The sequence below is a fragment of the Serratia sp. H402Y genome, assembly GCF_051172415.1.
GTDB lineage: Bacteria > Pseudomonadota > Gammaproteobacteria > Enterobacterales > Enterobacteriaceae > Serratia > Serratia ureilytica.
This window is the reverse complement of record NZ_JBPIYZ010000001.1, coordinates 2,768,233-2,794,428: the sequence shown is the minus strand read 5'-3', so window position 1 is coordinate 2,794,428 and position 26,196 is coordinate 2,768,233. Positions and strand designations below refer to the sequence as shown.

27 protein-coding genes and 1 tRNA gene are annotated in these 26,196 nt (G+C 58.7%); 21 read left to right on the top strand and 7 right to left on the bottom strand.

Going from position 1 to position 26,196, the window contains the following annotated elements; translation table 11 throughout:
- The first annotated feature begins 158 nt into the window (after nucleotides 1-158).
- Nucleotides 159-1,247, top strand: a complete 1,089-nt coding sequence (gene mltB / locus ACSBQS_RS13500; protein ID WP_033632457.1) for a lytic murein transglycosylase B — start codon at nucleotides 159-161, stop codon at nucleotides 1,245-1,247.
- A gap of 57 nt (nucleotides 1,248-1,304) precedes the next feature.
- Here the strand turns inward: mltB and ACSBQS_RS13495 are convergent, their stop codons facing one another.
- Nucleotides 1,305-2,456 (bottom strand): porin, encoded by a 1,152-nt coding sequence (locus ACSBQS_RS13495; RefSeq protein WP_033632458.1) that lies wholly within the window; start codon nucleotides 2,454-2,456, stop codon nucleotides 1,305-1,307.
- 397 nt (nucleotides 2,457-2,853) lie between these two features.
- Between ACSBQS_RS13495 and ACSBQS_RS13490 the strand changes: the two genes are divergently transcribed.
- From ACSBQS_RS13490 to ACSBQS_RS13480, 3 genes are read left to right on the top strand one after another with little or no spacing between them, the layout of a single operon-like run.
- Nucleotides 2,854-3,144, top strand: coding sequence for a hypothetical protein (locus ACSBQS_RS13490; protein WP_033643929.1), 291 nt, complete (start codon nucleotides 2,854-2,856; stop codon nucleotides 3,142-3,144).
- Nucleotides 3,145-3,190: 46 nt separating this feature from the next.
- Complete coding sequence (locus ACSBQS_RS13485; RefSeq protein WP_033651986.1) at nucleotides 3,191-4,114, top strand: DMT family transporter; 924 nt, start codon at nucleotides 3,191-3,193, stop codon at nucleotides 4,112-4,114.
- 3 nt (nucleotides 4,115-4,117) lie between these two features.
- Nucleotides 4,118-4,420, top strand: a complete 303-nt coding sequence (locus tag ACSBQS_RS13480) for a hypothetical protein (RefSeq protein ID WP_033643927.1) — start codon at nucleotides 4,118-4,120, stop codon at nucleotides 4,418-4,420.
- Nucleotides 4,421-4,431: 11 nt separating this feature from the next.
- On the opposite strand, the gene dsdC is transcribed toward ACSBQS_RS13480, so the two are convergent.
- The 3 genes from dsdC to ACSBQS_RS13465 form a co-directional block, all read right to left on the bottom strand.
- Complete coding sequence (gene dsdC / locus ACSBQS_RS13475) at nucleotides 4,432-5,361, bottom strand: DNA-binding transcriptional regulator DsdC (protein WP_273974284.1); 930 nt, start codon at nucleotides 5,359-5,361, stop codon at nucleotides 4,432-4,434.
- A gap of 453 nt (nucleotides 5,362-5,814) precedes the next feature.
- Entirely contained in the window at nucleotides 5,815-6,066 is a 252-nt protein-coding gene (locus ACSBQS_RS13470) for a CsbD family protein (RefSeq protein ID WP_342164031.1), read from the bottom strand.
- Nucleotides 6,067-6,200: 134 nt separating this feature from the next.
- Nucleotides 6,201-7,697 carry a PAS domain S-box protein gene (locus tag ACSBQS_RS13465; RefSeq protein ID WP_033651982.1) on the bottom strand — a complete coding sequence of 499 codons (1,497 nt, stop codon included), beginning with the start codon at nucleotides 7,695-7,697 and terminating at the stop codon, nucleotides 6,201-6,203.
- Nucleotides 7,698-7,924: 227 nt separating this feature from the next.
- Here ACSBQS_RS13465 and ACSBQS_RS13460 point away from each other — a divergent pair, with 227 nt between their 5' ends.
- From ACSBQS_RS13460 to ACSBQS_RS13445, 4 genes are all read left to right on the top strand, one after another.
- Nucleotides 7,925-8,896: a YrzE family protein gene (locus ACSBQS_RS13460; protein WP_046687574.1), complete on the top strand. Its 972-nt coding sequence runs from the start codon at nucleotides 7,925-7,927 to the stop codon at nucleotides 8,894-8,896.
- A gap of 1 nt (nucleotide 8,897) precedes the next feature.
- Entirely contained in the window at nucleotides 8,898-9,119 is a 222-nt protein-coding gene (locus tag ACSBQS_RS13455) for a hypothetical protein (RefSeq protein ID WP_033643922.1), read from the top strand.
- Between the two features lie 700 nt (nucleotides 9,120-9,819).
- Nucleotides 9,820-10,620 carry a helix-turn-helix domain-containing protein gene (locus ACSBQS_RS13450; protein WP_047574208.1) on the top strand — a complete coding sequence of 267 codons (801 nt, stop codon included), beginning with the start codon at nucleotides 9,820-9,822 and terminating at the stop codon, nucleotides 10,618-10,620.
- Nucleotides 10,621-10,639: 19 nt separating this feature from the next.
- Nucleotides 10,640-10,882, top strand: coding sequence for a hypothetical protein (locus tag ACSBQS_RS13445; RefSeq protein WP_172755988.1), 243 nt, complete (start codon nucleotides 10,640-10,642; stop codon nucleotides 10,880-10,882).
- A 71-nt stretch (nucleotides 10,883-10,953) separates the two neighbouring features.
- Here the strand turns inward: ACSBQS_RS13445 and ACSBQS_RS13440 are convergent.
- Both ACSBQS_RS13440 and ACSBQS_RS13435 read right to left on the bottom strand, forming a co-directional pair.
- Nucleotides 10,954-11,028 (bottom strand) — tRNA-Arg (locus ACSBQS_RS13440).
- A 129-nt stretch (nucleotides 11,029-11,157) separates the two neighbouring features.
- The gene (locus tag ACSBQS_RS13435; RefSeq protein WP_042785128.1) at nucleotides 11,158-12,084 is read right to left on the bottom strand and encodes a formate/nitrite transporter family protein; all 927 of its coding nucleotides are present in this window, start codon (nucleotides 12,082-12,084) and stop codon (nucleotides 11,158-11,160) included.
- Between the two features lie 229 nt (nucleotides 12,085-12,313).
- On the opposite strand from ACSBQS_RS13435, the gene ccmA reads away from it, so the two are divergent.
- The 10 genes from ccmA (at nucleotide 12,314) to mlaA (ending at nucleotide 20,167) form a co-directional block, all read left to right on the top strand.
- Complete coding sequence (gene ccmA, locus ACSBQS_RS13430) at nucleotides 12,314-12,946, top strand: cytochrome c biogenesis heme-transporting ATPase CcmA (protein ID WP_015378626.1); 633 nt, start codon at nucleotides 12,314-12,316, stop codon at nucleotides 12,944-12,946.
- Nucleotides 12,946-13,605 (top strand): heme exporter protein CcmB, encoded by a 660-nt coding sequence (gene ccmB / locus ACSBQS_RS13425; RefSeq protein ID WP_025303731.1) that lies wholly within the window; start codon nucleotides 12,946-12,948, stop codon nucleotides 13,603-13,605. Before ccmA ends, ccmB begins: the two co-directional genes overlap by 1 nt.
- Nucleotides 13,606-13,725: 120 nt before the next feature.
- Nucleotides 13,726-14,463: a heme ABC transporter permease gene (locus tag ACSBQS_RS13420; protein ID WP_042785127.1), complete on the top strand. Its 738-nt coding sequence runs from the start codon at nucleotides 13,726-13,728 to the stop codon at nucleotides 14,461-14,463.
- Nucleotides 14,460-14,696, top strand: a complete 237-nt coding sequence (ccmD, locus tag ACSBQS_RS13415) for a heme exporter protein CcmD (protein ID WP_033651976.1) — start codon at nucleotides 14,460-14,462, stop codon at nucleotides 14,694-14,696. The genes ACSBQS_RS13420 and ccmD overlap by 4 nt, the downstream gene beginning before the upstream one ends.
- A complete protein-coding gene (gene ccmE / locus ACSBQS_RS13410) occupies nucleotides 14,693-15,187 on the top strand; it encodes a cytochrome c maturation protein CcmE (protein ID WP_004936264.1) in 495 nt (164 codons plus the stop codon). The genes ccmD and ccmE overlap by 4 nt, the downstream gene beginning before the upstream one ends.
- Entirely contained in the window at nucleotides 15,184-17,154 is a 1,971-nt protein-coding gene (locus ACSBQS_RS13405; RefSeq protein WP_033643917.1) for a heme lyase CcmF/NrfE family subunit, read from the top strand. The genes ccmE and ACSBQS_RS13405 overlap by 4 nt, the downstream gene beginning before the upstream one ends.
- Nucleotides 17,151-17,702 (top strand): DsbE family thiol:disulfide interchange protein, encoded by a 552-nt coding sequence (locus ACSBQS_RS13400; RefSeq protein WP_033643916.1) that lies wholly within the window; start codon nucleotides 17,151-17,153, stop codon nucleotides 17,700-17,702. Before ACSBQS_RS13405 ends, ACSBQS_RS13400 begins: the two co-directional genes overlap by 4 nt.
- Nucleotides 17,699-18,166, top strand: coding sequence for a cytochrome c-type biogenesis protein (locus tag ACSBQS_RS13395; RefSeq protein WP_033643915.1), 468 nt, complete (start codon nucleotides 17,699-17,701; stop codon nucleotides 18,164-18,166). The genes ACSBQS_RS13400 and ACSBQS_RS13395 overlap by 4 nt, the downstream gene beginning before the upstream one ends.
- Nucleotides 18,166-19,380 (top strand): c-type cytochrome biogenesis protein CcmI, encoded by a 1,215-nt coding sequence (ccmI, locus tag ACSBQS_RS13390; RefSeq protein WP_033651975.1) that lies wholly within the window; start codon nucleotides 18,166-18,168, stop codon nucleotides 19,378-19,380. The genes ACSBQS_RS13395 and ccmI overlap by 1 nt, the downstream gene beginning before the upstream one ends.
- A 28-nt stretch (nucleotides 19,381-19,408) precedes the next feature.
- On the top strand, nucleotides 19,409-20,167 hold the full coding sequence (mlaA, locus tag ACSBQS_RS13385; RefSeq protein WP_033643913.1) for a phospholipid-binding lipoprotein MlaA: 759 nt from the start codon (nucleotides 19,409-19,411) through the stop codon (nucleotides 20,165-20,167).
- Nucleotides 20,168-20,284: 117 nt separating this feature from the next.
- Here the strand turns inward: mlaA and fadL are convergent, their stop codons facing one another.
- Nucleotides 20,285-21,607, bottom strand: a complete 1,323-nt coding sequence (gene fadL, locus ACSBQS_RS13380; RefSeq protein WP_033651974.1) for a long-chain fatty acid transporter FadL — start codon at nucleotides 21,605-21,607, stop codon at nucleotides 20,285-20,287.
- Between the two features lie 405 nt (nucleotides 21,608-22,012).
- Here fadL and ACSBQS_RS13375 point away from each other — a divergent pair, with 405 nt between their 5' ends.
- The 3 genes from ACSBQS_RS13375 to fadJ all read left to right on the top strand — a co-directional run bounded on the left by ACSBQS_RS13375 (nucleotide 22,013) and on the right by fadJ (nucleotide 25,981).
- Nucleotides 22,013-22,309 carry a YfcZ/YiiS family protein gene (locus ACSBQS_RS13375; RefSeq protein WP_072145088.1) on the top strand — a complete coding sequence of 99 codons (297 nt, stop codon included), beginning with the start codon at nucleotides 22,013-22,015 and terminating at the stop codon, nucleotides 22,307-22,309.
- A 196-nt stretch (nucleotides 22,310-22,505) separates the two neighbouring features.
- On the top strand, nucleotides 22,506-23,816 hold the full coding sequence (gene fadI, locus ACSBQS_RS13370; protein WP_042785123.1) for an acetyl-CoA C-acyltransferase FadI: 1,311 nt from the start codon (nucleotides 22,506-22,508) through the stop codon (nucleotides 23,814-23,816).
- A complete protein-coding gene (fadJ, locus tag ACSBQS_RS13365) occupies nucleotides 23,816-25,981 on the top strand; it encodes a fatty acid oxidation complex subunit alpha FadJ (protein ID WP_047025283.1) in 2,166 nt (721 codons plus the stop codon). Before fadI ends, fadJ begins: the two co-directional genes overlap by 1 nt.
- Nucleotides 25,982-26,196 lie beyond the last annotated feature (215 nt).

Here is a 26,196-nt window from a genome sequence, read left to right as displayed (position 1 = left end):
CGCGGCCGCACCGGGCGTTCTTTGCCCGTGCAAAACGTCACAATTTGGCACGTTTGGCTACCTGACGCGGTCATTGGCGGCATAATCCTGTTTGTTCGCGTTGAACAATGCATTAACATAACTCCCACTTATCTCTTGCATGGCTATATGGATATCCGATGCGTCACCTGGTTGCGCTTTTACCGCTGATTACCTTGCTTGCTGCCTGTAGCAGCACGCCGAAACCCAGTACCACCGCTACGCCGCAGAGCGCCCCGGTAAAGGGCGGCTTTTTGCTGAGCCCGGCGCACAGCGGCGCGCCGCTGGGTGGGGATTTCGCCAATAACCCGAATACCGCGCGCTTTATCGAGAAGATGGTGCAGGAACACGGTTTTGACCGGCAGCAGCTGCACGACGTGCTGGCGCAGGCTCGGCGATTGGATTCGGTGCTGCGGCTGATGGACAGGCAGGCGCCGACGCCGTCTACCCAGGGGCCAACCGGGCCGAATGGCTCCTGGCTGCGCTACCGCAACAAGTTCATCACCCCGGATAACGTGCAAAACGGCGTAGTGTTCTGGAATCAATATCAGGATGCGCTGCAGCGCGCCTGGCAGGTGTACGGCGTGCCGCCGGAGATTATCGTGGGGATTATCGGCGTGGAAACCCGTTGGGGCCGCGTAATGGGTAAAACCCGCATTATCGATGCGCTGGCGACGCTGGCCTTCGACTACCCGCGCCGCGCCGATTACTTCGCCGGTGAGCTGGAAACCTTCTTGCTGATGTCGCGCACCGAAGGCGACGATCCGCTCGAGTTGCGCGGTTCCTTCGCCGGTGCGATGGGCTATGGGCAGTTCATGCCTTCTTCCTTCAAAAGCTATGCGGTCGATTTCAACGGCGATGGGCATATCAACCTGTGGGATCCGGTCGATGCCATCGGCAGCGTGGCCAATTACTTCAAAGCGCACGGCTGGTCCAAAGGCGAGCCGGTCGCCATTCAGGCCAACGGCCAGGCGCCGGGGTTGGAAAACGGCTTCAAGACGCGCTACTCGGTCGCCGCGCTGGCCGAAGCCGGCCTGAGCCCGCAGGGGTCGCTTGGTGATAACCAAGAGGCCAGCCTGCTGCGGCTGGATGTCGGCACCGGCTACCAGTATTGGTACGGTCTGCCGAACTTCTACGTCATCACCCGCTATAACCACAGCACCCATTACGCCATGGCGGTATGGCAACTGGGCGAAGCGGTCGGGCGCTCGGCGCGCGGCGGCTTCTGACGCTGCGTCAATAAACGAAAAAGGCCGCTTGCGCGGCCTTTTTTGCATTCTGAGCAATCAGAAATCGTAGCGCAGACGCACCACGGTCATATCGCCGAGGTTGTCGGTGCTCGATGTCAGCACGTGCTCCACGTCAACGCGGAAACCGTAGTCAAACTGTACGGTCACCCCGAGGCCGTTATCGATGCGCTGGTAGTTGCGGCCGGTGATGTATTCCAGGCGGTCGCCCATGAAGTACGGCATCACCGATTTCACCGCGTACTGACCTACCGGCACGGTATAACCGGCCAGGTATTCGATACCCCACGCATCGCCGGCGAAGTAATTATTGACGTCGGCTTTCTTGGTGGTCAGGAAGTCGTTGTAGTAACCGCCGCCGAAGGTCAGGGTCCAGTTGTCCGGTTTCCAGCTGATGGCGGTGCCGAAAATGTTCTGATCGTAGCTTTTGCTGCCGCTGGTGGACGGGTTGCGCATTTCGGCGCGGGTGTAGTTCCAGGCGGTACCCCAGGTCAGATCCGGCGTAATATGGTAATCCACACCCAGAGAGCCGCCGCCTTTGCGCTTGTAGCGCAGGCCGTTGCCCGGCAGATAGTCGCTGTCGCTGAACAGGTACGAGGCGTAAACGTCCGCATCGCCGAAGCGGTTCTTGTACTTCAGCATTTTGCGTGAACGGTAAGAGCCGTCGTAGTCGCCGTTAATGCCGTTGCCCGGCGCCTGGGCCAGCATGTCGTAGTCCCAGATATCAGTCTTGGCGCCCACCACGTCATAATAAACGCTGTTCTGTTGACCGAAGGTCATCTGGCCCCAGGTGTTGCTTTTCAGGCCGGTGTACAGCATGCGGCGGCTGGTGTTTCTCGCGCCGTCGGCATAGTGATGATCCCAGTCAAACAGCGCCGGAATGTTCACGCCCAGCTCGTAGTAGCTGATCCAGCTGATATCGTCGAACAGATAGTAGTCCGCCGCGAAACGGAAGCGGGTGCCGCCGTCGAAGCCGTTACGCTTGTACGAGCCCTTGTCACCGTCGCCCGTCATGTTGTTGAACTGCGGACGAATACTGCCGCCAACGGTGAAGTTCAGGCGGCTGAGCGGATCGCCGGCCTGTGGATCTTGCTTCAGCAGGGTGATTTCCGCCTGAGCGGCGAACGACGCGCTGCCGATCGCCAGACCCAGCGCCACCGCTTGAGTCATTACGCGCAATTTCATTGCCATGTGTTATCCCTGTTTTAGGTATGACCGCCCTCATCAGCGCCGCCATGCCGATGTTTTGCGCAGAAAGCTGCGTTTTTGCGCATTTTGACGGTTTTTTTTGGTGTTTTAGCGGCGGGCGGCATTTGTAGCATAAACGGTGAAATAAATAATTACTTTTCTTGCTAATTATTGGCCGGTTTTTGACCATTTCGTGCGGTGAAAGTGGCCGCTCTGCCTCTCTCTCCACTCGGATGAATTCATTTAACGCCAAGGTTTATATTTTTCATTTGTCAGTCACCAACCCCAGCCTGTAATTTCAGCCATGCAAGAGATAATTAATTCCAGCCTGTCACCGCCGTATTAACGTGAGGCATTTTTGCGTAATCGGTTGGCAGGAATAAGCGATTGGGAGGTCGCCATGAGAAACCTGTTAATGTTGTTGGTGGGGCTGTTTTCATTACCGGCGATGGCGGCGGAGTCGCACGTCTGTCATTCTCAAGCTTATGATTATGCAGAGGTTAGTAAACTAAGATTGTCTGACGATACTCTGTTTTTCTGCCGCGGCGTGGGGCGCCTGACGATCCCGGAATTGGCGCGAAAAGGTTGGAAGGTGATTCACCTGGCGCAGCAAACTGAATATACCGACTCCGTCGACAGCGATGGCGAAGTTATTAAGCTTTATCAGGAAATCGTGGTGTATAAAGAATAACGCGGCGGCAGCCTGTGATTATTTCAACGGCGGCGGGAACCCTATTATGAATGCAAGAATCGGTATCGACGGCAGGGCTGCCGCCGCCATGGTGATGCTATGCGCCATTTGGGGGATGCAGCAGGTGGCGATCAAGGCCGCTGAACCGGATGTGTCGGCGGTGCTGCAAATTGCCATTCGCTCCGGTCTTGCCGCCCTGGGGGTTTACCTGCTGGCGCGCTGCCGCGGCGAGTGCTTCACCTGGGATCGTGCCACGCTGAGCGCCGGTTTGAGCGTAGGGGCATTGTTCGCGCTGGAGTTCTTTTTTGTCTCCGAAGGGCTGCGCTATACCAGCGCTTCGCATATGGCGGTGTTTTTGTACACCGCGCCGCTGTTTTCCGCTCTCGGCCTGCATTTTCTGATTCGCCAGGAACGCCTGTCGCCGGTGCAGTGGCTTGGCATGCTCATCGCCTTTGGCGGCGTGGTGTTGGCCATATCGGGCATGGCTGAGGGCAGCGGCGACGCAGCTCGGTTGAAGGGCGATCTCTACGGCCTGCTGGCGGGGATCGCCTGGGGCGGTTCTACGCTGGTGATCCGTACCACGCGTCTGGCGGAGTGCCCGGCTAAACAGACGCTGCTGTTCCAGTTGACGGGCGCCTGCGTGCTGCTGTCGTTGCTGGCGATAGCGTCGGGCAATTTGCACGTCGCTCTGAGCCGGGTGGCCTGGAGCAGCCTGCTGTTCCAAACGGTGATCGTGTCGTTTTTCAGCTACCTGATCTGGTTTTCACTGTTGCGCCGTTATCAGGCGTCCTCGCTGGGCATTCTCACCTTTATGACGCCGGTATTCGGCATCCTGGCCGGCGTCGTCATGCTCGGCGAGCCGCTGCAAATTGAGTTTGTATTGGGTGCCGTGCTGATCGTGCTGGGGTTAATCGTGGTGAGTTGTTCATATCTTATTTATTTTGACCGTAGGGTGGCACCAAAAATATAAATTATGGATGTTGATGTACAGAATTACCAAATAAGCTGCGCAAGCCAATTCATTATTCAGATGCAAATATCCCGCTATGCCTGGGGCGTGCCGTTGATTACGCTCAGCGATAACGGTGACTTTACCGTGATAAGAAGCCGAGGTTGGTCGAAATTGGCTAACGGGATGCCGCTGGAGGTTTATTACTTTGCCAATAATTCCCTGCTGACCTGGGATAAAAATCGCAAATATATCTCTTATTCAAAGGCCGGCCGGCTCTATGCCTGCGCGTTGCATTTTTCTTATTCTCCCAAAGTATGGCGATAACCCTCTGGCCATCAGACCAGAGGGGATATTTTCATTATCCACTGCTTAAACGCGAGGATCTTCGGCCACTGCCGCTCGGAGATGGTCGAGGTAAAATAGCAGTGTTCGCAGGGCACGGTCATATCGGCGAACGGAATGATCAGCTCGCCGCTTTTGATCCAGTCCTGCACCAGATTAAGCCGCCCCATGGCGACGCCAAGGTGCCGCGTAGCGGCCAGCACCGCGAGATCGGAACGGTCGAACTCCATACTTTTACTGTCGGTATCCAGCCCCAGCGCAAAGTGTTGTGACCAGGTTTGCCACTCATCTTCGCCGGAGTTGTAGCGATCGTGCAGCAGCGTACAGCGAGCCAGGTTTTCCGGCGCACCATACAGATTGTGTGCGGCGGCGTACTGTGGCGTGCAGATCGGCACCATCGATTCCTGCATAAAGGCTTCTTCCAGATGCCGCCCCGAGCGCAGTTTGCCGAAGTACATCGCCAGATCCACGCCGCGGTTGGCCAGGTTGATGATTTCCTGCCCGGTCAGAATGTTGAGGTGAATGGTGGGGTGCTGGGCGATAAAATCGCCGATGCGCGGCAGCAGCAGACATTGCACCAGGGACGGGTGCGAGTAGAGGGTCAAGGTCCCCGTCAACTCGCGATTTTTGATGTCCAGGATTTCCTGATTCAAGGTGTTGAAGGAGCTGTCCAGCGCCCATTGCATACGCTCGCCCTCCGGCGTCAGCGTAATTCTGCGATGAAAGCGTTGGAATAGCAGAAACCCCAATTCCTTTTCGAGCAAATTAATGCGGTGGCTCACGGCGCTGGGGGTGATCGACAATTCTTGTGCCGCCAGCGCAAAAGATAAATGACGGGCGACGCATTCGAAAGTATGCAGCCTGGAAAATTGATAGCTGGTCAGCGGGGTCGCCCGCTGCGAATGTTTTTTACTGGGGAACATGCTATTTCTCCGTGCGCATAATCCGGCAATATTAACATTTAATGGCACGGAGGATAAACCCAGCCTGATTGATATATTCGGTTTTTATGCCGAGGAATTTCGTTATGTTGAGGGAAAATTAACTTACTGGCATAACAAGCAGAAATAACAGGCACAGGGGGCGTTGATTGAGAGGGCGATGATAATCAGCAATAGGACGAATATAATAAAAGAGGTGCCGTTAAGCCGCGAGTAAAGGCGGTGTGCGACAGCCTGAACGATAAAGGCTCATGTTCCATCCGGGATATAACGGTTTCGCCATAATAATCCGTCGCATGGCGACGCAGAGCACGCGTTAAGCCCGGATGCCAACGAGAGGGAGGCAGCAATCCCCCGCCTGGCCAGAGAACCGTGCCCGGTGGCTGCCCACCGGACACGGCATTCAGGGAAAAGCGGTTTGCTGGTCGGCGCCCATCAATGGCGACGCAGCAGCAGGCCGGCCAACAGACCTGCGCCGGCAACGAGTGCCAACGCGGCGAGGGGATTTTTCTTCATCATGCTGCCGGCGCAGCTCAGGGCGTCGCCGTATTTTTCTTGCAGCGCGCCCACTGCCTGGCGCGTGACGCCTTCGGCCTGCCAACGTTCGTTGCCGCTGACGTCGCCCGCGATTTCCTGCGCTTTGCCCGCCACTTTTTCCATCATGCCATTGGCTTTTTCGCTGTTCATTATGATGCGCTCCTTAGGTTCGATCCGTTTGGCGTTCGCACAGGGCGAAAGCCTGCATTTGCACCGCCATGTTATGCACTTCACTCGGTGCTCATAAGGGGCGTTTGCATCGGTATGGCTAGTGCATTTGCAGGTTACTTGCCATTCATCGAGGCCGGTCCGCCGGTAAACAGCCCGCGTTCTCTGGCCCAGACGATGGCTTCGCTGCGGCTGTGCACGCCGAGTTTGGAATAGACCGTCGCGACATGATTGCGAATGGTGTTGAGCGCCAGATTGAGGCGCGCCGCAATTTTCTTGTCCGGCAGTCCCTCGCAGATCAAACCCAGCACATCGCGCTCGCGCGGGGTGAGATCGCTGGCGGCAAACCCGGCCTGGTTGGACCGATTGATGCTTTTCACATTAGCCAGTTTTTCGATCAGGGTTTGGCTAAACCACGAGGCGTCCTGCATCACTTCCTCGATGGCGTTCACCAGCTCCAGCTCCGAGCGCTTGCGTTCGGTAATGTCCATGAGCACCAACAGATAGCAGGGCGCATTATGGATGCTGACGGCATCCGCCGAGGCCACGCAGTCGATTAACTCGCTCCCTTTCTTGCGCACCCGGATGTCCATCCCTTCGACATTGCCGGTTTTTTCCAGGGCGGCAAACAAACGGCTGCCCGCCTCGGGATCGTCAAAAACCGGGATCTCGTCGACCGATTTGCCGACCAAGGCTTCGGCGTCGTATTCGATAGCGCGGGTGAAGGCTTCGTTAACATCCAGCACGCGCCGCCCGTCTGCGGTGCACACCAGCGTTGGCACCGGGCTCAGGCGGAAAGATTTGGCGAACCGCTCTTCACTTTCTCGCAGCGCCGATTCAGCCTGGCGCCGGGGTTCGAGATCGGTAAACGTGAACAGCATGCAGTCGTCTTCATTGATGTCCAACGGTTGACCGGCAACCACCACCAGCTTGCTGCCTCCGTCGGGCAGTTTCAGCTCGGCCTCCATCTGCGGAATGGTGGCGCCTTCCCCCAGGCGCTGCACGGCCAGCTCTTTATGCTCGGCCTGTTGCAGGACGTCCAGTTCATAAACCGAACGCCCCAAGACCTGTTCACGTTGGTAACCGGTCATATCAAGGAACCCTTGATTGACCTTGACGTAGCGCAGATCGCTGAGCCGACAGATGACCGCCGGCGCCGGATTGGCGTTAAAGGTTTTTTCAAAGCGCTGTTCGGCGCTGGCCCACTCCGTCGCGTCGCTCATGATCAGCGCCAGCAGCTCCGGCTGCCCCTGCGGATCGGTGACGATCAGGCTCCGCAGGCGGTGCACCCAGAAACTGTCCGGATCGTCGACCTGGCGAACTTCCACCACCACATCGGTGAAGGTCTCGCCATCGGCAACCCGGTTCAAAGGGTACTGTTCCAAAGCCAGCGGATGGTTGTTGCGATAGCGCAGGGCAAAACGCGCCGCGTACTCGCCGGCATTGGCCCCCAGGGCTTGCTGGTGGCTCACGCCATGCATGGCTAACGCGGCCTCGTTGGCCCATAGCAGGGTTTGATCGGTATCCGTCAGGATCACGCCGTCGGACAAGCCGGAGATGATTTGCTGCAGGTGGCCGCGGTTGGTTTCGCTGGCCAAGACGGATTGGCTCATGTGTTCTCCGCTAGACAGAAGGGGAGCGGCCTCTCTAGGGGCCGCGGGTTACGCTACTCGCTGAGCAGCTTAGTGCATAACGTGCGTATTCGCAGGGTGTGAATGCACCAGGCGTTCTGGTGCAAATGAACCGGGACGGCCGATGATGTCGCGCGGCAGACTGAATTTGTCTGCGCGGTTTTCTGCCGTGCGTGCAATCACTTGTCCAGAAAATATAAGGAACAACGATGACCACTGTCTATGAATCAAATCGCTTTGCGTTTCAGGTGTCATGGGGCTCGATATTGGCCGGGAGTGCCGTGGCGCTGGTGACTTATCTGATATTCAGCGTGCTGGGGACGGCGATCGGCGCCCAGGCCGTGGATATGATGCAAAAGGGCAACCCGCTGAGCGGATTTGGCACCAGCACCGGGATCTGGCTGCTGGTTTCAACGCTGGCGTCGTTGGCCGCAGGCGCGTTCGTCGCCGGCCGCACCGCGCCGAATCGCGGCGGCTTGCATGGCCTGTTGAGCTGGGCGATCACCACCTTGCTGACCACCTGGTTGATGGTGTCGCTGGCAAGCGGCGTGGTGGGGCTGGCTGGCAACGCGGTTGGCAAAGGGCTCTCGCTGGCGGGCAGCGGCCTGGCGGCGGCGGCGCCAAGCGTGGGCGACAGCCTGAAGCAACAGTTGGATAAAAATGGCATCAGCCTGGACTGGGGAAACCTGGAAAGCCAGTTGAACGCAACGCTTAAGCAGACCGGTAAGCCGGAGCTGGATCCGGCTCGGTTGGAGCAGAAAGCCAATCGGGCGGCCGCCGACGGCAAACAGTCGGCCGTGGATGCTGCGGCCGATCCGGCGCAGGCTGCCACCGAGCTTAAGCAGTGGTTCGAGCGCGTTAAGCAGTCCGGTGAGCCGACGTTGAGCGCCGCCGATAAGGACGCGCTGGTGAATATTGTTGCGGCACGCACCGGCAAGAGCCGTGATGAAGCGAGCCAAATCGTCGATAACTACGCCCAGGCTTATCAGCAGGCGGTGCAGAAGGTGGAAAAACTCAAGGCCGAGGCCGAGCAGAAAGCGCGTGAAGCGGCTGATGAAGCGGCCAAGCAACTCTCTCGCGCCGCGTGGGGCTCACTGCTGATACTGCTGCTGGGCGCTGCGTTGAGCGCCGGCGTGGGGCGAATTGCCGAGTCAACCCGCCGTACCGTCACGGTGAGTTGAGATGGGCAAAAACCTGTCGTGCATCTCGCTGAATTATCGAAAAGTGGCGGGAGCGTCTGCGCCCGTACTGGTCATCGATTTTTGCAACGAGAACAACGAGCGCTACACCTTGCGCTATAACTTGCCGCCGGATACCCCGGAACGGACCGAGCGACGGGTGTCCTTGCTGCTGTATCTGTTGCGTAAGCACAGAGCGGCAGAGATCGACAACCTGACGGACTAATCCGCTCATTGGATGAAAAGCCCAGCTTTGCGTGCTGGGCTTTTTTTTTGAGGAGCGGGCGGTTACGGTAACAAACTATGGCGCGTATCGGCTTGGCGCTTGACGGCGGAGAGGCTGGCGCGGTGCGGGAGCATCAATGCCCCCGGGACGGGAAGGCAATATATGACCTCTAACATGATTTGTTGATGCATCCGCTTTTTCTGTGCAGGGAAAGATAAAAAAGAAACTCACTGTTGCGACATGTGATTATTAAGCCTGATGTTCAGGCTTTGCGTTTATTCCTCTCAGCTTCCTTAGCCACGGCTCAGGCTTTACCCATTAGCTGCAATAAGTGTTATCAACAATCAAGGCTATAAAATGCGATTTCATTTCTGATGATGAAATTCCTATTCGGCCATGCAATTGATGCGATAAAAAACACTTTAAGATAAAAAATTTAACAGAAAGTGTGATTCTCACTGGCGGCGCAAGTGCTCCTTCAATAGATGCACTTTGTGTCGTTAAATTTTGTTTTTCGATTTTTTTGTGGGTGGATTTATATAACATGATCATTTTCAGTTATTTATATAATGACCTCTTGGAGGGTGTGAGAATAAAAAGAAGAGGGCGTGATTTTTTAGGATTAATCTTAATGACTTAATTTCTTCGCTTAACGATTTTAATGAAAAGGATACGACTTTTATAAATGCAAGGAGCGCACATGGATTACAGAAGAGATATTCTTTTACAAGTATTGGAGTATATGGAAAAGAATATTGTGGAGGGGCTTTCGGTTGAGAAGGTTTCAATTATCTCGGGTTACTCTAAATGGCATTTACAGCGGTTGTTTAAGCATTATTTTGGCATTACGCTCGGGACGTATATCAGGAATAGAAAGCTGAGCCGATCGGCTGTCTTGCTCAAACAGCATCAAGGGAACATATTGGATGTCGCCTTGGCATCGGGGTTTGCCTCTCAGCAATGCTACACCCGGGCATTCAAACGTTTCTTTGGCGAAACGCCCAACAGCTTTAGAAACAGCCGGGGATGGGATTTTTCCACGCAGATCCCCCCGTACGGCAACGATAATAAACCCTATTTCTATCATACGGTCATGCCGGATGACATCGAGATGCTGAAGCATTACAAAACATTAATTTTCCATTCTATAAGGAAATACAGAGATGCCAATGATATTGCGCAGACTAATGAGAAACGGCTAAGCAAAAATTGGGGGGCATATAATGTAGAGAAAAGCAGGGGGAATAAATGCCATGCCAACGGCAAGGAGCAGGCGGTTTTTCACTCCATCTTCAACTTCTATATCCCTATGGGCAAATATATTGTTATTCCCTTTATGGGCGAGTTGCCTGAGTACGTTAATTTTTTTGAGGGGATATATGACGCTTACTTGCCGGCCATCAACGTCAAAATGAGGGAAAGCTTCTTTATCGAGCTATATAGAGATGAAAGTTCAAACAGTAAGGTTATCAATGTCGATATACTTATTCCTGTGACGTAGTGATGGAAAAGGAGACGTCATGGATAGAGAAAATCTCCCCGATTCGATGAATAAACGGCACCGCGCACTCCTGCTACTGTATTTAAGGCTGTCTGCCTTTGGCCGAATCATCGTCGCCGGTTTAGGAAAACGGGCCATTCAATTCATGCTGGCATTTATTCTGTTCATGTTTTCAGGAAATGCGATGGCCAATAATCGGGAACATCAGCCAATCGCGTTGGCAGGAATGACCTGGATGGCGTGCCTGTACCCGCAGGGATGAAATTAGGGCTGAGCAAGGGATTGAAGCAGGGGCCGCAGGCGGTCGATGCGCATTGGCTCGATAAGGAAAAATGGCGTCCCCGACTGGAATCGAACCAGTAACTAGCCCTTAGGAGGGGCTTGTTATATCCGTTTAACTACGGGGACGCTGCGGACCGGCAACCGAAGCTGCCGGGGCATTATACCTTTTTTTACCCGCAGAATAAGCGCTTAGCGGCGCGTTTGCTCAATACCTCGCCAGTTCGCGCCGAAATTTCCTCGGCTAACCGACGGCGATCACGGTTTTTCCCCGCCGTGGCGCCGTTTTTCCTCTTGCAGGCGCGCCGCCTTATTTTTGGCGCTCAAATCGTTGCGGATTTGTGCGTGGCTTATCAGCGCAAAGATAAAGGTGCCGCCGATGATGTTGCCCGCCAGCGTCGGCAGGGCGAACGGATAAACGAATGCTTGCCATCCCATCGCGCCGTTGAACACCAGATACAGGATCTCCACCGAGCCGACCACGATATGCGTCAAATCGCAAATCGCCACCAGGTAAGTCATCAACACGATCACCCAGATTTTCGCCGCGCCGGCGGCCGGGAACATCCATACCATGGTGGCGATGATCCAGCCGGCCAGGATGCCGTTGGCGAACATTTCTCCCGGCGTATGGCGCATCACCTCTTCGCCCAGGCTGATGAAGGCGCGGCGCGTTTCGGCGTCGAACAGCGGCATATGGGTAAACGCCAGTGCCGCCAGCGCGGTGCCGATCAGATTGCCGAGCAGCACCACGCCCCACAGGCGCAGCAGGATAAGCAGGTTGCGCGGCGTGGGTTTATGCATGATCGGCAACACCGCCGTGACGGTGTTTTCGGTAAACAGCTGCTGGCGCGCCATAATGACAATGATAAAACCGAAGGTGTAGCCGAGGTTCTCAATGAAAAAGCGGCTGGGATCGTCCGGCAAGCGGGCGTGGAAAATGCCTTTCGCCGCCAGCGAGGCGCCCATCGACAGTCCGGCGGCGATCGCCGACCACAGCAGCGCCAGCCCGTCGCGCTCCAGCTCTTTTTCGCCTTCCATCCGGATCTGTTCATGCACCGCCGCCGCGCGCGAAGGCAAATTTTCTTCCCTGACTTCGATTTCGCGTTTGCCCTGTTCCTGCTCTTCGCTCTCTACCTGCATTGTCTCATCCGGCTCGTGCTCCTGGCGTGGCTGTTCGTTCATGCTGTCGCTCCTGCTCAATAAGGGTGAGTTCACGTCATTAAGCGTAGTTGCCCGGTCTAAATGCGGCGAAATACAGAAAAAGGTAACAAGAGTTAAAATCCGCCGATTTTTTCCACGCATTCTTGATCCTGCTCGCCATATTGGCCCCTCGGCGCGCCCGCCGCAGGCTGCGTGCGGGGAAAGGCTTATGCTATGATTCGCTATCCCAAAGAAAAATATGAGTTCCCTGATGCTGGAAGCCAAAAGTCTGAGTTGCGTGCGCGATGAGCGCATCCTGTTTAGCGAGCTAAGCTTTTCAGTTCAGCCGGGCGATATCATTCAGGTAGAAGGGCCGAACGGCGCGGGCAAGACCAGTTTGCTGCGCATCCTCGCCGGTCTGGCGCGGCCGGACGGCGGTGAGGTGTGTTGGCGCGGGCGCAACACGCTGCGCGATCGCGCGGCGTATCAGCAAGATTTGCTGTTTATCGGCCATCAACCGGGCATCAAAGCCGTATTGACACCCTTTGAAAATCTGCAGTTTTATCAGGCGGTGCGCGGCGCGGCCGAGCATCAGGCCATCTGGCGCGCGCTGGAGCAGGTGGGGTTGGTGGGGTACGAAGATCTGCCGGTGGCGCAGCTTTCGGCCGGGCAGCAGCGGCGGGTGGCGCTGGCGCGATTGTGGCTCAGCGCGGCGCCGCTGTGGATCCTCGATGAACCGTTGACGGCAATCGATAAACAGGGCGTGGCCGAGTTGATTAGCCTTTTTGAACAACATGCGCAGCGGGGCGGCATGGTATTGTTGACCACGCATCAGGATTTGGCCGGCGTCAGCCAAACGGTGGGCAAAATTCGTTTGGCGGAACACGACGCGGGGAGTTTGTGATGTTTTTGACTCTGGTGCGTCGCGAATTGAAGATCGCCTGCCGTAAAGGGTCGGAGATCGTCAACCCACTGTGGTTTTTCCTGATTGTGATCACGCTGTTCCCGCTGGGGATTGGCCCTGAACCGCAGCTGCTGGCGCGCATTGCGCCGGGCATCGTGTGGGTGGCGGCGCTGCTGGCTTCGCTGCTGTCGCTGGAGCGGCTGTTTCGCGACGACTTTCTCGACGGTTCGCTGGAGCAGCTGTTGCTGCTGCCGACGCCGCTGCCGATGACGGTGCTGGGCAAAGTGTGTGCTCACTGGGTTGTGACGGGATTGCCGCTGCTGATCCTGTCGCCGCTGGTGGCGCTGCTGCTGTCGCTTGATATGCAAACCTGGCTGGCGGTGGCGGGTACGCTGCTGCTCGGCACGCCGACGCTGAGTCTGATCGGCGCTATCGGCGTGGGGCTGACCGTCGGCCTGCGCAAAGGGGGCGTGCTGCTCAGCCTGCTGGTGCTGCCGCTGTATATCCCGGTGCTGATCTTCGCCACCGGCGCGATCGACGCCGCCTCGATGGGCATGCCGATCGACGGTTATCTGGCGATACTCGGCGCGATGCTGGCGGGCAGCGTGACATTGGCGCCGTTTGCCACCGCGGCGGCGCTGCGAGTGAGCGTGCACTAGCTAACGTATTGAATGAACAGACGGGGCAAGGCCGACAAGAGCGTACCCCGCAGAAGATTTTCGCCGTTTCGAACGCTCGGAGCGGCCGACGCATAAAAATTACCGTGAGCACTGACGACAATGTGGAAATGGTTACATCAACTGGCGCGGCCCGAACGGCTGTATCACGTCTGCGGCCGCTTTATCCCCTGGCTGGGGCTGGCGGCGGCGGCCTGCCTGCTGCTCGGCTGGGCATGGGGCTTTGGCTTCGCGCCGAAGGATTATCAGCAGGGCGACAGCTTCCGCATCATTTATATTCATGTGCCGGCGGCCATGTGGTCGATGGGCATCTACGCCTCGATGGCGGTGGCGGCGTTTATCGGCCTGGTGTGGCAGATGAAAATGTCCGATACCGTGGTGGCGGCGATGGCGCCGATCGGCGCGGTGTTCACCTTTATCGCGCTGGTGACCGGTTCCGCCTGGGGTAAGCCGATGTGGGGCACCTGGTGGGTATGGGACGCGCGGCTGACCTCCGAGCTGGTGCTGCTGTTCCTCTATATGGGTGTCATCGCGCTGTATAACGCTTTTGAAGACCGTCGCCTGGCGGGCCGGGCCGCCGGCATTCTGGTGCTGGTGGGCGTGGTGAACATTCCGATCATCCATTTCTCCGTCGAATGGTGGAATACGCTGCATCAGGGCTCGACCAACATGCAGCAATCCATCGCGCCAAGCATGCGCACCCCGCTGCGCTGGGCGATCCTCGGCTATCTGCTGTTGTTCATCACGCTGACGCTGATGCGCCTGCGCAATCTTATCCTGTTCCAGGAGCGCCAGCGCCCGTGGGTTGCCGGGCTGGTGAATAAGGAGCGTCAGTCATGAATGCCGCGTTCGATTCCTGGCCGGCGTTTTTCGCCATGGGCGGTTATGCCTTCTATGTCTGGCTGGCGGTCGCCGTCACGCTGATTTCGCTGTTGGGGCTGGTGGCGCACACCGTCTGGCAGCGACGGCTATTGCTCGCCGAGATCGGCCGCCGTCAGGCGCGCGAGCGGCGCATTCGCCATGCGCAACAATCAAAACAAAAATCCGCCGCACCGCGGGAGAAATCATTGTGAATCCACGTCGTAAAAGCCGCCTTTATCTGGCGATCGTTGTGCTGATCGGCATCGCGCTGACCGCAACCCTGATGCTGTACGCGCTGCGCTCCAACATCGATCTGTTCTACACCCCGGGTGAAATCCTGCAGGGTAAGGGCGAAAACCATGAGAAGCCCGAGGTCGGCCAGCGGCTGCGCATCGGCGGCATGGTGATGCCCGGCTCGGTGAAACGCGATCCCAATACGCTGCAGGTCAGCTTCAAGATTTACGATGCGCGCGGCGCGATCGGCGTGACCTACACCGGCATTCTGCCGGACCTGTTCCGCGAAGGGCAGGGCGTGGTGGCGCAGGGCGTGCTGGGCGAGGGCAACGTGGTCAACGCGCGCGAAGTGCTGGCCAAGCACGACGAGAAATACACCCCGCCGGAAGTGGCCGACGCGATGAAAGAGAATCACAAAGGGCCGGCGGAAGCGTATAACGCGCCGCAGGCGGAGGGCGCCAAGTCATGATGCCGGAACTGGGCAGTTTTCTGCTGTGCCTGGCGCTGGCGATCGCGCTGCTGCTGAGCATTTACCCGCAGTGGGGCGCGGCGCGGCAGGACAGCCGCATGATGGCGGTGGCCCGCCCGCTGACCTACGGCATGTTCGCCGCGATTGCGCTGGCGTTCCTGTGCCTGGTGCATGCCTTCGTGGTCAATGACTTTACCGTCGCCTACGTGGCCACCAACTCCAATACCCAACTGCCGGTGTATTACCGCATCGCCGCCACCTGGGGGGCGCACGAAGGTTCGCTGCTGCTGTGGGTGCTGCTGCTGAGCTGCTGGTCGCTGGCGGTGGCGTTGTGCAGCCGGGCGATGCCACAGGACGCGGTGGCGCGGGTGTTGTCGGTGATGGGCATGATCACCGCCGGCTTCCTGCTGTTCATCATCATGACCTCCAATCCGTTCACCCGCACGTTGCCTAACTTCCCGATCGACGGCAGCGATCTCAACCCGCTGCTGCAGGATATCGGCCTGATCTTCCACCCGCCGCTGCTGTACATGGGCTATGTCGGCTTCTCGGTCGCCTTCGCGTTCGCCATCGCCTCGCTGATGGCCGGCCGGCTCGACACCGCCTGGGCGCGCTGGTCGCGCCCGTGGACCACCGCCGCCTGGGTGTTCCTCACGCTGGGCATCGTGCTCGGATCGGCCTGGGCCTACTATGAGCTGGGCTGGGGCGGCTGGTGGTTCTGGGATCCGGTGGAGAACGCTTCCTTTATGCCGTGGCTGGCCGGCACCGCGCTGATGCATTCGCTGGCGGTGACCGAGAAACGCGGCACGTTCAAAGCCTGGACGGTGTTGCTGGCGATCACCGCTTTCTCGCTGTGCCTGCTGGGCACCTTCCTGGTGCGCTCCGGCGTGCTGGTCTCGGTGCACTCCTTCGCCTCCGATCCGGCGCGCGGCATGTTTATTCTCGCCTATCTGGTGATCGTCATCGGCGGTTCGCTGCTGCTGTACGCGGTCAAGGGCGGCCAGGTGCGCAGCCGGGTGCAGCACGAGACCTTCTCGCGCGAGACCTTCCTGCTGGGCAACAACGTGCTGCTGATCGCCGCCATGTTGGTGGTGCTGTTGGGCACGCTGCTGCCGCTGGTGCACAAACAGTTGGGGCTGGGCAGCATTTCGATCGGCGAGCCGTTCTTCAACACCATGTTCACCTGGCTGATGGCGCCGCTGGCGCTGCTGTTGGGCATCGGGCCGCTGGTGCGCTGGCGCCGCGATGAGCCGGGCAAGCTGTGGCGCCGCCTCGGCGTGGCGCTGCTGGTGACGCTGGTGCTGTCGATTCTGCTGCCGTGGCTGTTGCAGGACAGCATCGCCGGCATGACGGTGGTGGGCCTGATTATGGCGCTGTGGGTGATCATCCTGACGCTGATGGAGCTGCATGAGCGCGCCACCCATCGTCACGGTTTCTGGCGCGGCCTGCGGCAGCTGTCCCGTAGCCACTGGGGCATGGTGCTCGGCCACCTCGGCGTGGCGGTGACGGTGATCGGCATCGCCTTCAGCCAGAACTACAGCGTGGAGCGCGACGTGCGGATGAAGGCCGGCGACAGCGTGGATATCCACAACTATCACTTCGTGTTCCGCGACGTGCACGACATTCGCGGCCCGAACTACAGCGGCGGCGTCGGCATCATCGACGTCACGCGCAACGGCAAGCCGGAGGCGACGCTGCACGCGGAGAAACGCTACTACAGCGTGGCGCGCAGCATGATGACCGAGGCGGCGATCGACGGCGGGTTCAGCCGCGATCTGTACGCAGCGCTGGGCGAGGAGCTGGAAGACGGATCCTGGGCGGTGCGTCTGTATTACAAACCCTTCGTGCGCTGGATCTGGTTCGGCGGCGTCTTTATGGCGCTCGGCGGCCTGCTGTGCATTCTCGACCCGCGTTATCGCATGAGCAAAAAGCTCAAGCGTGAAGGCAAGCTGGAGGCGCAATCATGAAGCGTAAGCTGCTGTTTATCCCGTTGGTGCTCTTCCTGCTGCTGGTGGCGGCCCTGATGGTGCAACTGACACGCAACGCCGGCGGCGAAGATCCGACCATGCTGGAGTCGGCGCTGATCGGCAAACCGGTGCCGACCTTCAGGCTGGAATCGTTGGATCAGCCGGGCAAAACCTACGATCAGGCGGTGCTGCGCGACGGCAAGCCGATATTGCTCAACGTCTGGGCCACCTGGTGTCCGACCTGCCGCGCGGAGCACCAGTATCTCAATACGCTGGCGGCGCGCGGCGTGCGGGTGGTCGGCTTGAACTATAAAGACGATCGCGCCAAGGCGGTGACCTGGCTTAATTCCCTCGGCAATCCCTATGCGCTCAGCCTGTACGACGGCGACGGCATGCTGGGGTTGGATCTTGGGGTGTACGGCGCGCCTGAGACCTTCCTTATCGACGGACAGGGGATCATTCGCTATCGCCATGCCGGCGACATGAACGAGCGCGTCTGGCAGCAGGAAGTGCTGCCGCTGTATAGAAAGTACGGGGGTGAGGCATGAGGCTGATTGCCCTGCTGTTCGCCGCATTGCTGAGTTGGAGTGCCGCTGCGGCGATCGATACCTATCGCTTCAACTCCGTCGAGCAGGAGCAACAGTATCGCGAGTTGACCGAACAGCTGCGCTGCCCGAAATGCCAGAACAACAGCATTGCCGATTCCAACGCCATTATCGCCGCAGACATGCGCACCAAGGTGTACGAGCTGATGATGCAGGGGCAAAGCAAGCAGCAGATCATCGACTACATGGTGGCGCGTTATGGCAATTTCGTCACCTACGAACCGCCGGTAACGCCGGCGACGCTGATCTTGTGGATCGGCCCGCTGCTGTTCGTGCTGATAGGCGGGGCGGTGGTGATCCTGCGCACCCGTCGCCGGCCCGATGCGGCGGTGGACGATGAATTCTCCGAACGGGAACGGCAGCGCCTGGCGGCGTTGTTGCAAGAGACTGACAGGAAGAAACCCTAATGGCTTTTTGGCTGATTATTTGCGTGTTGCTGGCCGGCGCCGCCGCGTTGCTGGTGGTGCCGGCGATGCGCCACGGCAAGCAGAGCGCCGCTACGCGCGATGCGCTGAACAAGGCGTTCTATCAGGATCGCCTCAGCGAACTGGAGCAGGACGAGCAGCAGGGCGTGGTGGCCGAGCGCCCGGAGCTGGTTAAAGAGCTGCAACAGAACCTGTTGAACGACATCCCCGTCGAACAGGCAGAGCAGGCGAAACCGATCAACCGTTGGGCGTTAGTGCCGGGCGTGCTGTTATTGCTGGCGGTGACCGTTGGCTTTTATCTGAAAACCGGCGGGTTGGCGCAGGTGCTGGATTGGCGTCTGGTGCAGGCGCAAATGCCGGAATTGCGTGAGCGTGTCGCCAATGAGCGCGCCAAACCGCTGAGCATGGAAGAGATCGCTCGCCTCGGGCTGGGGCTGCGCACCGAGCTGCAGCAGGACGATCGCAATATCAATGACTGGATGATGCTGGGGCGCGTCGGCATGGCGTTGAACAACGCCACCACCGCCACGCAGGCATTTGCTCATGCCTATCAATTGGATCCGAATAGTCTGGAAGTGCGGCTCGGCTATGCCGAGGTCTTGACGCGATCCAACGATCCGGAGGATAACAAGCAGGCGACGCAGCTGTTGCGGCGCATGATCGCGGAAAATCACAGCGATCCGCGGGTGCTCAGCCTGTTGGCGTTCAACGCTTTCGAACAGGGCGATTTCAAACAGGCGATCGGCGCCTGGCAAGTGATGCTGCAGCTGCTGCCGGCCAACGATCCGCGCGCGGAAGTGATAAAGCGCAGTATTGCACAAGCAAAAGCCCAGGCCGGCGGAGAAACTGTTAAACTGAATGTGACTGTTTCACTGTCACCGCAGGCGGCGAAAGCCATGCCGCCGCAGGGGACGCTGGTTATCTCGGTGACCGACGGCGTCAGCCCGGTGCCGGTCGCGGTAAAACAATTGCCGCTGAGCCGTTTTCCGCTGTCTTTCTCTCTGGACGACAGCAACGCCATGATGCCCGAGCGTCTACTCTCGGCACAGCATCAGGTGCAGGTGCGTGTGCGCCTCTCACAGGACGGATTGGCCACGCCGCAGCCGGGGGACTGGTTCGGCGAAAGCTCGCTGCAGACATTCAGCGGCAAAGAGCAGGTTAGCGTTCAGATAAACAAGCAGGTCCCTGAAAAATAAGACCGAACGTGTTTTTATGGAGAAAAATATGAACTTTCGCCTGACTGGGGTGGCATTCGCAGCGGCATTACTGGTGGGCTGTGCCAGCGCGCCAGACAATGAGCCGCAAGGGCGTTCCGATCCTCTGGAAGGATTTAACCGGACGATGTTCGACTTCAACTACAACGTCCTGGATCCTTATATCCTGCGTCCGGTCGCGGTGGCCTGGCGTGACTACGTGCCGATGCCGGCGCGTAACGGCATCAGCAACTTCACCTCCAACCTGGAAGAGCCGGCCAGCATGGTCAACGCCTTCCTGAAGGGGGATCCTTACCGCGGGATGATCCACTTCAACCGTTTCTTCCTGAACACCCTGCTCGGGATGGGCGGCCTGATCGACGTGGCCGGCATGGCCAACCCGAAACTGGCGCGCGAAGAGCCGAACCGTTTCGGCAGCACGTTGGGGCATTACGATGTGGGCTACGGTCCGTACGTGATGCTGCCGGGCTACGGCAGCTTTACCCTGCGTGAAGACGGCGGCGACTTTGCGGATACGCTGTATCCGATGCTGAGCTACCTGACTTTCTGGATGTCGGCGGGCAAATGGGTGGTCGAGGGTATCGAAACTCGCGCTCAACTGCTGGATTCCGACGGCCTGCTGCGCAACTCCTCCGATCCTTATGTCATGGTGCGCGAAGCTTACTTCCAGCGCCACGACTTCATCGCCAACGGCGGTTCGCTCAAGCCGGAAGAGAACCCGAACGCCAAGGCGATTCAGGGCGATCTGGACGAGATCGACTCGCAGTAACCGCCGGCCTTATGCCCATGAAAACCCGCCGTCTGGCGGGTTTTTTTACGCCCGCGGCGAGCGACAGGCAAAGAAAAAGCGCCCCGCGGGGCGCTTTGGCATCCATCTCAAGCGAGATTAGAAGCGGTAGTTGAAGTTGGCGCCGTACAGCCAGGCCTTGCCTTCGGAGGTGAAGGTGTAAGGACCTTCGTTGATGGTGACTTTCTGGCCGTGCATGTAGGACACGCCGACGTCAACCGAGGCGTCTTTGTTGAACGCATAGGTAGTACCGGCACTCAGCCAGAAACGGTCCTGATCGGGAATGGAGATCGAACGGTTTTGGGCAGGCACCGGGCTGTCATCGAAGGCGATACCGGTACGGAAGGTCCAGTTATCGTCGTAGAAGTAGGTGGTGCCCAGCGCGATGCGGTAAGCGTCTTTGAAGCCTTCATGCTTCTGGAACAGCGTCTGGCCGTTGTTGCCGGTGGCTTTCAGCTCCTGGAACTGGCTCCAGCTGGTGTAGGCCAGGCTGTAGTGAACGGCCCACTGCGGCGCCACTTTGTTGTAACCGGACAGCTCCCACATTTCAGGCAGGTGCAGGCTCAGAGAACCCGGGATAGTGGTGCCGTTGGTGCCCCATGGCAGGCCTTGAGAGGCCAGCAGCGGGTTGAATGCAGAAGGCAGGCTGCTCTTGTAATCGCCGTCGAAGTCGATTTTGACTTCAGAGCGATAGGTGAAGCCGTAACGGTTGTTTTCATCCACTTCGTAGAGAATACCGGCGTTCCAGCCGAAGCCCCATTCGTCGCCTTTCAGGTGAGAAATTTGGGTATCTGCCGGGATCTGCGAAACCGGGCCGGCCAACTGTGGCGGCAATTTGCCTGAACCGGCGATCAATTTTGGCAGATCGCCGGCGTAACGCTCGAGTTTAGCCTTGGCGTAGACGGCGTCAAAACCCAGACCGAAGCTGAAGTTTTTGTTCAGGCGATAAGCGCCGCTCAGGTTCAGGTTCAGGGTTTCCAGATCGGTTTTGCCGCCCATGGAGCCCGCCGCATAACCGTTGTTGTATTCGGTCGCCAAACCGAAGTTGCTGGTGACCGAGCCGCCTACGGCGAATTGATCGTTAATCGGGTGAACATAATGCAGGTTCGGCACCCAAGCGGTCGGCGCGATGTTTTTCGCATCCAGACTGGCACCGGAAGGGGATTGGCCACTGATATCGACGTCCGGATCGATGAAGACTGCACCGAAAGAGAGTTCCGGGCGGGTATACATCATCAGCAACGCCGGGTTGCGGCTTGCGGAGGCCGCCGTATCCGCCATGGCGCCTTCGCCAGAATACGAACGTCCTAAACCAGCTGATGAGAACTCATTCAGCTGGAATCCTGCGGCAGACACGTTTGAAGAAATAATTGCCACTGCAGCTGCGAGAGCTGATTTAGTCAATAGGTTTTTCTGGCTCATGACCAAAACCTCATTATGTGTTTATTATTTAAACTATTGTTACACGAAGTAACAAGGAGCGCGGGATTGTAGGGTCCGTTATCGTTCAGACAAATCAGACCAGTGGCTGAAGTATAGGTCTGACCTGTGAAAATGTTGCAAGTTTGTTTTTGAAATATTTCCACTCTGATATCAAAAAAGAGATCTGCTTAACAAAAAGACAGTGGTAAATAACAAAATTCTTACCATTTCTTAGCAGGCGCTCATTTTTATTTGTGATTTCCATCACTTAAAACACCCAGTAAAAGTAAGTGCTAGTGATTGCCGGCTTGGGAGCGTAAAATACCCACAGAATTTTGTGGCTTTGCGCCGGTGAATAAAACGGCAATTTGGGCTGATAACAGAGGCCCTTGAGGAGAACCAATCATGTCAGATGCAATTAATAAATGCAGCGCCCAGGAAACCGCCGCGTGTTGCTGCGTGGATGTCGGCACCGTGATGGATAACACCGATTGCACCGCATCCTACAGCCAGGTGTTCAGCAATCAACAAGATGCGGAGGCGATGCTGGCGGCCCTGAGCGAAAAGGCTCGCGCGGTCGAATCCGATCCCTGTGACATCAGCAGTAGCATTAAACCGGTTGACGGCGGCGTACAATTGGAAGCCGATTTTACCTTCGCCTGCCAGGCGGAAACCCTGATCTTCCAGCTCGGCCTGCGTTAATCCCCGCTTTACCCCCGGCGCCGCCTGCTGCGCGCCGGGGATTTCCTTCCCTGCCTCGTTCCCGATAGAAAGTGCGCCTGCTCGCAGTTTTGATCTCTGCCGGTTTGCCAAATGTAACCGTTTGGTTAACAATGACCTCATCAGGTCAGACCTCTTTCTGCCCATTGCGCTGACGTTATTTTCTTCAGGAGCATTTATGAGTAAGGCACTGCCGTTGGTGACCCGTCATGGTGACCGCATTGCGATTGTGAATGGACTGCGTACCCCCTTTGCCAAACAGGCGACCGCCTATCACGGCATTCCGGCGGTGGATTTAGGGAAAACGGCGGTGAGCGAGCTGTTGGCGCGCAGCGGTATCGAGCCGCAACTGATCGAACAACTGGTGTTCGGCCAGGTGGTGCAAATGCCCGAGGCGCCGAACATCGCGCGTGAGATCGTGCTTGGCACCGGCATGAGCGTTCATACCGACGCCTACAGCGTGTCGCGCGCCTGCGCCACCAGTTTCCAGGCGATCGCCAACGTGGCGGAGAGCATCATGGCCGGCAGCATCAGCGTCGGCATCGCCGGCGGGGCCGACTCTTCTTCCGTCTTGCCGATCGGCGTCAGCAAGGCGCTGGCGCGCACGTTGGTGGACGTCAACAAGGCGCGCACGCTGTCGCAGCGCCTCAAATTGTTCAGCCGGCTGAAATTCCGCGATCTGATGCCGGTGCCGCCGGCGGTGGCGGAGTATTCCACCGGCCTGCGCATGGGCGATACCGCCGAACAGATGGCGAAAAGCCACGGCATCACCCGTGAAGCGCAAGATGCGCTGGCGCATCGTTCCCACGAGCTGGCGGCCAAGGCCTGGCGGGAGGGGTGGCTGCGCGACGAGGTCATGACCGCCTACGTGCCGCCTTACCGCGCTCAGCTTTCTGAAGACAACAATATCCGCAAAGACTCCAGCCTGGCTTCCTACGCCAAGCTGAAACCGGCGTTCGATCGCAAACACGGCAGCGTCACTGCGGCCAACAGCACGCCGTTGACCGACGGCGCGGCGGCGGTGCTGATGATGAGCGAATCGCGCGCCAAAGCGCTGGGGCTGCAGCCGCTCGGCTATCTGCGAAGTTTCGCCTTTGCCGCCATCGACGTGTGGGAAGACATGCTGCTGGGGCCCTCCTACGCCACGCCGCTGGCGCTGGATCGCGCCGGCATCGGCCTGGCCGATCTGACGCTCATCGACATGCATGAAGCCTTCGCCGCGCAAACGCTGGCCAACCTGAAGATGTTCGCCAGCGAAGCGTTCGCCCGCGAGAAGCTTGGCCGCAGCCAGGCAATCGGCGAAGTGGACATGGACAAATTCAACGTATTGGGCGGTTCTATCGCCTATGGTCACCCGTTCGCCGCCACCGGCGCGCGCATGATTACCCAGACGCTGCGTGAGCTGAAACGCCGCGGCGGCGGGCTGGGCCTGACCACCGCCTGCGCCGCCGGCGGGTTAGGGGCCGCGATGATCGTGGAGGTGGAATGATGAGCGTCGAAAACGCATTGCACGAGCAGCGCGCCAAACCGTCGGCCTTTCAACTGACGATCCGCCCCGACAACATCGGGGTGATCACCATCGACGTGCCGGGCGACAAGGTCAATACGCTCAAGGCCGAGTTCGTCGAACAGGTTAACGACGTGCTGATCCGCGCGCAGCAGCATACTGCGCTGGAAGGGCTGGTGATCGTTTCCGGCAAGCCGGACTCGTTTATCGCCGGCGCTGATATCACCATGATCGCCGCCTGCACCAGCGCCAAAGAGGCGGAAACGCTGGCCAAGAAAGGGCAGAGCACGCTGGCGCAGATCGCCGCCTTCCCGGTACCGGTGGTGGCGGCCATCCACGGCGCCTGCCTGGGCGGCGGGCTGGAATTGGCGCTGGCCTGCCACGGCCGCGTCTGTTCGCTGGATGACAAAACCGCGCTCGGTCTGCCGGAAGTGCAGCTGGGCCTGCTGCCGGGCTCCGGTGGCACTCAGCGCCTGCCGCGCCTGATAGGCGCCGCCAAGGCGCTGGACATGATCCTGACCGGCAAGCACATTCGCGCCCGCCAGGCGCTGCGCATGGGGCTGGTGGACGACGCCGTGCCGCAATCGATTTTGCTGCAGACCGCCATCGAGCGGGTGAAACAGGGCTGGAAGCATCAGCGCGAGCTGCCGTGGCAGGATCGCCTGCTCAACGGCCCGCTGGGCAGAAATCTGCTGTTCAGCATCGTGCGCAAGAAAACGTTGGCGAAAACGCACGGCAACTACCCGGCGGCGGAGCGCATCATTCAGGTGGTGCGCACCGGGCTGGATCACGGCAGCGCCAGCGGCTATGAAGCCGAAGCGCGCGCCTTTGGCGAACTGGCGATGACGCCGCAATCGGCGGCGTTGCGCAGCCTGTTCTTCGCTTCCACCGCGCTGAAAAAAGAGCGGGGCGGCGATGCTCAGCCGCGCGCCTTGCATCGCGTAGGCATTCTCGGCGGCGGCCTGATGGGTGGCGGCATCGCCTGCGTCACCGCCACGCGCGGCGGTTTGCCGGTTCGCATCAAAGATATCAATGAAACCGGCATCAATCATGCGCTGAAATACAGTTGGGACGTGCTCGGCAAGCGGGTGCGCAGCAAGCGCATGCGCCCGGCGGAACGGCAAAAGCAGATGATGTTGATCTCCGGCTCTACCGATTACACCGGCTTCGAGCAGGTGGATATCGTGGTCGAGGCGGTGTTTGAGGATCTGGCGCTGAAGCAGAAGATGGTGGCCGAGGTCGAAGCGAACTGTGCACCGCATACCGTGTTCGCCTCCAATACTTCCTCGCTGCCTATCGGTCAAATCGCCGAACAGGCCCAGCGGCCGCAGCAGGTGATCGGTCTGCACTACTTCAGCCCGGTGGACAAAATGCCGTTGGTGGAAGTGATCCCGCACGCTGGCACCAGCGAACAAACCATCGCCACCACCGTGGCGCTGGCGCACAAGCAGGGCAAGACCGCCATCGTGGTGGGCGACAGCGCCGGTTTTTATGTCAACCGCATCCTGGCGCCGTACATCAACGAAGCGGCGCGCTGCCTGCTGGAAGGCGAGCCCATTGAATCGCTGGACAAAGCGCTGGTGGACTTCGGCTTCCCGGTCGGCCCCATCACCCTGTTGGACGAAGTGGGCATCGACGTCGGCACCAAGATCATTCCGGTGCTGGTTGAGGCGCTGGGGCCGCGCTTCGCCGCGCCTGCCGCGTTCGATGCGGTGCTGAAGGACGGGCGCAAAGGGCGCAAGAACGGCCGCGGCTTCTATCTTTACCCGAGCGAGGGGCAGCAGCGTCAGCGGCGTAAGCGCGCGGATACCTCATTGTATACGTTGCTCGGCGTCACGCCGAAGGCGCACATGCTGCCGGCGACCATTGCCCAGCGCTGCGTGATGATGATGCTGAACGAAGCGGCGCGCTGCCTGGATGAAGGCGTGATCCGCAGCGCGCGCGACGGCGACATCGGTGCGGTATTCGGCATCGGTTTCCCGCCGTTCCTTGGCGGCCCGTTCCGTTATATGGATGAACTCGGCGCCGAGAAAGTGGTGAAGACGCTGGACTACCTGCGTCAGCAGCACGGCGAGCACTTCGCGCCGTGCGAGCGCCTGCAGCGCATGGCGCAGCAGGGCGAACGTTTTTACCCGCTGGGGAGTTGAACGCAGGGCGGCCCGATTTGCACTATAGTTGCAACAGGGCCGCGTTGTGATCGCCATCACTCCTTGCGACAGCGTCAGCCCGTGAGGCTGTACAGCAAGGCTGCGGCAGCGGTAAGTTAGCTTGAGCGCCATCAATAATTTTCATGGCGAAAAGGTTAAAATTTAACCCGTTGAATTGATTGTTCTATGAGCAATCGAGGTTTGCCCGGGGAGGA

Bases quoted from the DNA above. Each gene is read 5' to 3' on its own strand.
- ccmA (WP_015378626.1), top strand. From the start codon at position 12,314: ATGCTGGAAGCCAAAAGTCTGAGTTGCGTGCGCGATGAGCGCATCCTG.
- ccmI (WP_033651975.1), top strand. From the start codon at position 18,166: ATGGCTTTTTGGCTGATTATTTGCGTGTTGCTGGCCGGCGCCGCCGCG.
- ACSBQS_RS13495 (WP_033632458.1), bottom strand. From the start codon at position 2,456: ATGGCAATGAAATTGCGCGTAATGACTCAAGCGGTGGCGCTGGGTCTG.
- ACSBQS_RS13395 (WP_033643915.1), top strand. From the start codon at position 17,699: ATGAGGCTGATTGCCCTGCTGTTCGCCGCATTGCTGAGTTGGAGTGCC.
- ACSBQS_RS13405 (WP_033643917.1), top strand. From the start codon at position 15,184: ATGATGCCGGAACTGGGCAGTTTTCTGCTGTGCCTGGCGCTGGCGATC.
- ACSBQS_RS13420 (WP_042785127.1), top strand. From the start codon at position 13,726: ATGTGGAAATGGTTACATCAACTGGCGCGGCCCGAACGGCTGTATCAC.
- ccmD (WP_033651976.1), top strand. From the start codon at position 14,460: ATGAATGCCGCGTTCGATTCCTGGCCGGCGTTTTTCGCCATGGGCGGT.
- mlaA (WP_033643913.1), top strand. From the start codon at position 19,409: ATGAACTTTCGCCTGACTGGGGTGGCATTCGCAGCGGCATTACTGGTG.
- ACSBQS_RS13445 (WP_172755988.1), top strand. From the start codon at position 10,640: ATGGATAGAGAAAATCTCCCCGATTCGATGAATAAACGGCACCGCGCA.
- ACSBQS_RS13450 (WP_047574208.1), top strand. From the start codon at position 9,820: ATGGATTACAGAAGAGATATTCTTTTACAAGTATTGGAGTATATGGAA.
- ACSBQS_RS13375 (WP_072145088.1), top strand. From the start codon at position 22,013: ATGTCAGATGCAATTAATAAATGCAGCGCCCAGGAAACCGCCGCGTGT.
- ccmB (WP_025303731.1), top strand. From the start codon at position 12,946: ATGTTTTTGACTCTGGTGCGTCGCGAATTGAAGATCGCCTGCCGTAAA.
- ACSBQS_RS13455 (WP_033643922.1), top strand. From the start codon at position 8,898: ATGGGCAAAAACCTGTCGTGCATCTCGCTGAATTATCGAAAAGTGGCG.
- ACSBQS_RS13400 (WP_033643916.1), top strand. From the start codon at position 17,151: ATGAAGCGTAAGCTGCTGTTTATCCCGTTGGTGCTCTTCCTGCTGCTG.
- ACSBQS_RS13465 (WP_033651982.1), bottom strand. From the start codon at position 7,697: ATGAGCCAATCCGTCTTGGCCAGCGAAACCAACCGCGGCCACCTGCAG.
- ACSBQS_RS13460 (WP_046687574.1), top strand. From the start codon at position 7,925: ATGACCACTGTCTATGAATCAAATCGCTTTGCGTTTCAGGTGTCATGG.
- dsdC (WP_273974284.1), bottom strand. From the start codon at position 5,361: ATGTTCCCCAGTAAAAAACATTCGCAGCGGGCGACCCCGCTGACCAGC.
- ACSBQS_RS13480 (WP_033643927.1), top strand. From the start codon at position 4,118: ATGGATGTTGATGTACAGAATTACCAAATAAGCTGCGCAAGCCAATTC.
- ACSBQS_RS13435 (WP_042785128.1), bottom strand. From the start codon at position 12,084: ATGAACGAACAGCCACGCCAGGAGCACGAGCCGGATGAGACAATGCAG.
- fadL (WP_033651974.1), bottom strand. From the start codon at position 21,607: ATGAGCCAGAAAAACCTATTGACTAAATCAGCTCTCGCAGCTGCAGTG.
- fadJ (WP_047025283.1), top strand. From the start codon at position 23,816: ATGAGCGTCGAAAACGCATTGCACGAGCAGCGCGCCAAACCGTCGGCC.
- fadI (WP_042785123.1), top strand. From the start codon at position 22,506: ATGAGTAAGGCACTGCCGTTGGTGACCCGTCATGGTGACCGCATTGCG.
- mltB (WP_033632457.1), top strand. From the start codon at position 159: ATGCGTCACCTGGTTGCGCTTTTACCGCTGATTACCTTGCTTGCTGCC.
- ACSBQS_RS13490 (WP_033643929.1), top strand. From the start codon at position 2,854: ATGAGAAACCTGTTAATGTTGTTGGTGGGGCTGTTTTCATTACCGGCG.
- ACSBQS_RS13485 (WP_033651986.1), top strand. From the start codon at position 3,191: ATGAATGCAAGAATCGGTATCGACGGCAGGGCTGCCGCCGCCATGGTG.
- ACSBQS_RS13470 (WP_342164031.1), bottom strand. From the start codon at position 6,066: ATGAACAGCGAAAAAGCCAATGGCATGATGGAAAAAGTGGCGGGCAAA.